We start from the raw sequence: 6,070 nt of genomic DNA, 5'->3' as shown, positions 1-6,070 counted from the left end.
CGTTGCCCTTCATATGCAGGGAGGTGATCACCATGATCGCGATCATCACGACCTGTCCGATCACCATTGCGGTGACGGCGATCAGCGCCGCCGGTTGGCGAAAAATAACGCCAATTGGGCGTGCTTCCCCTTCAGGGGCAGAGTCAGGGTAAAGGGCAGCGACCTCTTTCCCTATCTCGCGTGGGTCCGGACGTAAACCGAAAAAAATGGTCAGGGATGCAAATCCCATCAAAATCAGCCCGGCGATATATCCGCCGGCCAATTCATCCATCCCCAGGCTGAGCGCAAATAGAGCCATCGGGGCGACCAGCAGGGGGCCAACGATCGCCCCAAAGGTGCCGCCCAGCACCACATTCGCAATCGCCCCACCACGTTTTGTCGGAGGGTTGACCTCCGCAGCAGCAAAACGCCCCAAGAGCATCGCTGACTGGGCAAATCCAACGAATAACATACCCCCCAGCATGAGCAGCAGCAGGCTCTGGTTGGCGGCCATAACGATCAAAGCAGATCCCAGCGCGCCAAAGATCAACCCCAATGCAATCCCCATCCTGCGGCCGAACTTATCCATCAGGATACCCCAAACCGGGGCTGCCAGGGCGCTCCCTACCAGAAGGATCGCAGGCGGCAAACCGGCCCAGCGAGCGCCGCCTAATTTGGCGCCTAAAATCGCATTGACGGGTGCTCCGGCCAGATAACCGGCAGAGTATAGACTTTGTGCGAGAAAAAGTGTAAAGGTGATCTTGCGGGCAGTTTTTGCTAAATCGGTCATTATTTGTCCTTTGGATAAGGCGCAATTATAACGCTGAAACGATGAATTAATCGTCATTGCGAGAAGGGCGGAGCCCGACGCGGCAATCTCCTCATCCTAGGTGGAGATTGCCGCGCCATCGAATTACATCGACACCTCGCAATGACCCAACACTTCGTATTTCCCACTTTATGGTAAAACTACGCCCAGGAGAAAAGATGAAATCCTACGAAGAACTCACCTTTCGCGGCAGGAACCTGCGCCTGCGAAAACTCTGCATCAAAGCCCTTGAAGCCTATTCCATTGAGGTAGCCCGCGTTCGTTATCTGACGACAGAAAGCACCACCATGTTCCGCGTCGATTCGGTCGACGGCAGCAAATATGTCATCCGCCTCTACTCAGAGATGGATTCCGGTCTGGCCGAGAATCAGACCGAGATGTTCTGGCTTGCGGCGCTGGCGCGTGATACCGATCTGCGTGTTGTTCAGCCGGTCGCGCGGGTGGATGGTGACTATATTACCTTTGTCAGTATGGAGGGCGTTCCCGCAGAGAAACGCTGTGCGTTATACAAATGGGTGCCTGGTGTCCCGCTCGAAAAATATATCAGCAAGAAAACCTATTATCAGCTGGGTGCTATCATGGCTGCCTTGCATAACCACGCCGAACGTTTAATTCTTCCTGCTCATATCCAACCCAAACGCTGGGATAAGATCTTCTATTTCCCCGATGAAAAAGCCGTATACAATACCTCTGAATTTAGAGATCTTTACACCCCCGCACAGATCCGCATCCTAGATCGGGCCTGTGCCTGCGCAGATCCCTTCCTTGCTGGAATATATAAAAAGGATAGAATCCCCTTCGTCATCCATGGCGACTTGCACTTCTGGAACGTCCATATCCATCGCGGCAAACTATATGTTTTGGATTTCGAGGATATGGTGATGGGATTCCCCGCGCAGGATATTTCCATCTGTCTCTATTACCTGCGGAACGAGACAACCTACGCCGAACTTGCTTCCGCTTTTCAGGCAGGATACGCTACCGTGCGTGAGTGGCCCTCTTTCAGTCAACGCGACCTGCAGATGCTCTGGGTGGCGCGTATGGTAAATTTTGTAAACTATGCCGCGCAGGTATTCGATAAAGATGAGGACGCCCGGGAATATATCACTTCGCGCTGTGTAGAGTTGGAAGGCTTTTTAACGAAGACTGCATAAGGACTTAATAACTGATGTTACGCAGTGTGGTTCTTTGGTAACTATCTGGGCTACCCTCACCCTCCGCCCTCTCCCTGAGGGAGAGGGGACTCATCCCTTCCCCCCTTGGGGGAAGGCCAGGATGAGGGCAATGCCCAAGGCTAGCGATAAAATATCAACCACTTTGTGCAATGTGCGTAACATCAGTTAATAAAATAGGACAAACCATGAAATTCAACGATTACCAGCATAAATCCCGCAAGACCGCCAAATACCCATCCATCGGACACCCCGTCATTTACCCCGCGTTGGGATTGGTCAATGAAGCTGGCGAAGTCGCCGGCAAGATCAAAAAGGTTTTCCGCGATAAGGATGGTGTCATCAATGGAGAGACCAGGTCTGCGCTCAAGGCCGAGCTTGGCGATGTGCTCTGGTATCTTGCCCAGGTGGCAACTGAACTCGATCTGACCCTCGACGAGATCGCCGAATATAATATTGAAAAACTTTACGGCCGTCTGGATCGTGGCACCATCCGTGGAGATGGGGATGAGAGATAATGTTTTCAATTCATCCTGACCTACAATTTTGTTAAGTGGTAAGATTTTCCTCACAACCAGAATCTACATAGGCAGAATTCTAATCTTTCTCCTATACTTCCCCTTTTCATTTTTGGTACAATCTAAAGTAGACTAAACTTGTCAGATTGGCCCAGCAACCCTTTTATTAAAAAAGCCGATCATTAACCGTCTTCAAAAACACCAGAAGATAGAAATAAAACAGGCGGTCATTTGGCATAACCGCCAACAAGTAAGAACTAGTAACAGGAGTAAATTATGGCAAGCATGGAACGCTTTACCCAGCGTGCCCGCCGGGTCCTCGGTCTCGCTCACGAGGAAGCCGAAACAGCCCGAAAAGAATCACTTGGAACCGAGGATCTTCTCCTTGGATTGATCATCGAGGAAGGCGGAGTGGCCGGTCGTGTTTTGCATGAGCTCGGCCTCGATGTGGAGCGTGTCCGCGATATCGTTCAGCGTGTCACCGAAGATGCCCCGCGCGTAGACCCCACCGGCAAAGTCAACCTTTCTAATAACACCCAAAAAGTCCTCGAATATGCGATCGACGAAGCTCGGGCTATCGGTCATCATTATATTGGTACCGAACATCTCCTTCTCGCCTTAACCCGCAGCGAAGGGACCGTTCAGGCTGTATTCGAAAAATTGGGACTGACCTCCGATCAGATCCGTAAACAGGTCCGAAGGATCCTCAATGAAGGACCCTCCTCTTCCACCCCGGCAGTGGGACAAGGCAAGCGTGGATCACGGTCTGCTCCTCCTGCTATAAAAGAGCCCAAAACACCCCTGATCGATCAGCTCGCTACTGACCTGACTGCCATGGCCGAAGAAAAGAAGCTTGATCCCGTTATCGGGCGCGAAAACGAGATCGAACGCGTGATCCAGATTCTTGCACGCCGTACGAAAAATAACCCCGCCCTGATCGGTGAACCCGGCGTTGGCAAAACAGCGATTGTCGAAGGTCTCGCCCAGCGGATTGTGGATGGCGAAGTTCCCGCCCCGCTGATGAACAAGCAGGTCCTGCAATTGGACGTAGGCTCCCTTGTCGCCGGGACGATGTATCGTGGTCAATTTGAAGAACGGCTCAAACGCATCATCGACGAATTAAAGAAATCAAAGGCAATCCTCTTCATTGATGAAGTCCATATGCTTGTTGGCGCAGGCTCTGCAGGGTCAGCGGTGGATGCCGCCAATATCCTCAAGCCGGCCCTTTCACGCGGTGAACTGCAGGTAATTGGCGCAACCACGATGGATGAATATCGCAAAAGCATCGAATCAGATGCCGCCCTCGAGCGTCGTTTCCAGTCTATTTTGGTTGAAGAGCCATCTCAAGAAGAGACCATTGCCATTCTTAAGGGCATCCGTAAGGCCTACGAGGACCACCATCATCTTGTCATCTCCGATGAAGCCCTTGAAGCGGCCACCCAGCTTTCGTCCAGGTATATTTCTGAGCGTTTCCTCCCGGACAAAGCCATCGATCTGATCGACGAATCATCTTCACGGGTACGCATGTACAAATCCCCGGCTGCAAAACAGGCAAAAGACCTCTTCAGCAAGATGCGTGAAACCCGTGAAAGCCGAACGCTGGCACAGGAAGAAGGCAAGGAAGAAGCAGAGATCCAGGCCATTGACGCCAGTTTGGCTAGGCTCGAGGAAAAAATCGAAAAATTGCGCACCGGCTGGGATCGTACTACAAGCCCGGTTGTCAGCGCAGAGGATATTGCTGAGATGGTTGCCATGTGGACAGGCGTTCCACTGATGCAGCTTGCCCAGGAAGAATCAGAGCGTCTTTTGCACATGGAAGATGAACTCCGCGAGCATATCATCGGGCAGGATGAAGCGATCGAAACCATCGCCCGTGCCGTCCGTCGCGCCCGTGCCGGTCTGAAAGACCCCCAACGGCCAATTGGTTCGCTGATGTTCCTTGGGCCAACAGGTGTCGGTAAAACTGAGCTGACCAAAGCCCTGGCCAAATTCATGTTTGGCAGCGAAGACGCCGCCATTCAATTGGATATGTCCGAATTCATGGAGCGACACACGGCCAGTCGTCTGGTCGGTGCGCCTCCCGGATATGTCGGCTATGATGATGCCGGTCAGCTGACCGAAGCGCTCCGCCGCCGCCCCTACTCGATCGTCGTCTTTGACGAGGTGGAAAAGGCGCATCCTGAAGTTCATAATATGCTCTTGCAGATCATGGAAGAAGGGCATCTCTCTGATGCCCGCGGACGCAAGGTTGATTTCAGCAATGCGATCATTGTGATGACCTCCAACGTCGGCGCGGATATGATCAAAAACCAGGGCTCGCTTGGCTTCCAGCTCAAACGCGACGAGGCCACTGAAGAACGTCTCTCTTACGAAGATATGCGCAAGAAGTTGACCGATACCCTCAAGCGCGAATTCCGCCCTGAGTTTATCAATCGTCTCGACGGGGTGGTTGTCTTCCGTTCTCTCAATCAGGCAGATATTCAGCAGATCGTTTCACTCGAGCTGGATAAGGTCTCTGTTCGTTTGGTCGATCATGGGCTGACTTTGAATGCAACCCCGGTTGCCCTGACCCAGCTCGGTGAACTTGGCTACGATCCCGACATGGGCGCCCGTCCTCTCAAGCGTGTTATCCAGCAGCAGGTGGAGGACCCCCTCTCGGATGCTGTCCTGGCTGGCGAATTTGTCGAAGGCGATGTCGTCCTTGTGGATCTGGACGATGGCGGCGAGATCATCCTGACGAAGGAAACTGCTCCCGTCAAAAAGAAGAAGAAAGCAGAACCCGCCCCCGCGGCGTAAGAACGCTAAGGGTACGAAGAACGAGTGATGCGTGACGAGTGATTTCACTTTTCATGCATCATTTTTTTATCACGTTATTTTGTATTGCTCCCTCAAGGAGGTATTATGTCCCAAGAAATCACAACCCTCGCAGGTGGATGCTTCTGGTGTATCGAAGCAGTCTTTGACGATCTGAAAGGCGTCTCAAAAGTGGAATCCGGCTACTCGGGCGGAGAGGTTCCCAATCCCAGCTATGAGGCCGTTTGTACAGGCCAAACTGGTCACGCCGAAGTGGTCCAGGTTAGTTTTGACCCCGCGATCATCTCTTTTGACGATATCCTGCGGGTCTTCTTCTCTGTCCACGACCCGACCACCCTCAACCGCCAGGGTGCAGATGTGGGCACACAATATCGCTCGGCTATCTTCTATCATTCAGAGGCGCAGAAAGAATCCGCCGAGAAAATTATGGAAGAGATGGCGTCTCAGTGGGATAATCCCCTCGTGACCGAGATAATCCCCTTTGAAAAAATTTATATTGCTGAGAATTATCATCAGGAATATTTTTCGAATAACCCCAACCAGCCCTATTGCCGCGCAGTTGTCGCGCCAAAGGTCGCTAAATTTCGCAAGGAGTTTGTCGCTAGTTTGAAGTAAATAACTAGTACATTGTCAAGCGCACTTTGATGGAAAAGCATCCAGTCTCTGAGCGGAGCGGAGCGCAGTCGAAGAGCGGCATTAGCATATTCGTCCTTCGACTTCAGGCTCAAAAACAATCGCCTTCCGCTCAGGAACTGTTA

5 protein-coding genes are annotated in these 6,070 nt (G+C 52.1%); 4 read left to right on the top strand and 1 reads right to left on the bottom strand.

Annotation, left to right across the window (positions count from 1 at the left end; all coding sequences use genetic code 11):
* A partial coding sequence (locus tag AC3DOM_RS12750) for an MFS transporter (RefSeq protein ID WP_487919428.1) occupies nt 1-769 on the bottom strand: 769 nt, incomplete at its 3' end.
* A 197-nt stretch (nt 770-966) separates the two neighbouring features.
* Between AC3DOM_RS12750 and AC3DOM_RS12745 the strand changes: the two genes are divergently transcribed.
* The 4 genes from AC3DOM_RS12745 (at nt 967) to msrA (ending at nt 5,927) form a co-directional block, all read left to right on the top strand.
* On the top strand, nt 967-1,962 hold the full coding sequence (locus AC3DOM_RS12745) for a phosphotransferase enzyme family protein (protein WP_487919427.1): 996 nt from the start codon (nt 967-969) through the stop codon (nt 1,960-1,962).
* Nucleotides 1,963-2,168: 206 nt separating this feature from the next.
* Complete coding sequence (locus AC3DOM_RS12740) at nt 2,169-2,498, top strand: nucleoside triphosphate pyrophosphohydrolase family protein (RefSeq protein WP_487919426.1); 330 nt, start codon at nt 2,169-2,171, stop codon at nt 2,496-2,498.
* 276 nt (nt 2,499-2,774) lie between these two features.
* Nucleotides 2,775-5,294, top strand: coding sequence for an ATP-dependent Clp protease ATP-binding subunit (locus AC3DOM_RS12735; RefSeq protein WP_487919425.1), 2,520 nt, complete (start codon nt 2,775-2,777; stop codon nt 5,292-5,294).
* A 105-nt stretch (nt 5,295-5,399) separates the two neighbouring features.
* Nucleotides 5,400-5,927, top strand: a complete 528-nt coding sequence (gene msrA / locus AC3DOM_RS12730) for a peptide-methionine (S)-S-oxide reductase MsrA (RefSeq protein ID WP_487919424.1) — start codon at nt 5,400-5,402, stop codon at nt 5,925-5,927.
* The last annotated feature ends 143 nt before the right edge of the window (nt 5,928-6,070 follow it).

This window comes from Candidatus Desulfolinea nitratireducens, assembly GCF_982879505.1.
Note: the sequence above shows the minus strand (reverse complement) of the source record. Positions and strands in the feature narration are given on the sequence as shown.

Coding starts and splice junctions, on each gene's coding strand:
- AC3DOM_RS12740 (WP_487919426.1), top strand. CDS start 2,169: ATGAAATTCAACGATTACCAGCATAAATCCCGCAAGACCGCCAAATAC.
- AC3DOM_RS12735 (WP_487919425.1), top strand. CDS start 2,775: ATGGCAAGCATGGAACGCTTTACCCAGCGTGCCCGCCGGGTCCTCGGT.
- AC3DOM_RS12745 (WP_487919427.1), top strand. CDS start 967: ATGAAATCCTACGAAGAACTCACCTTTCGCGGCAGGAACCTGCGCCTG.
- msrA (WP_487919424.1), top strand. CDS start 5,400: ATGTCCCAAGAAATCACAACCCTCGCAGGTGGATGCTTCTGGTGTATC.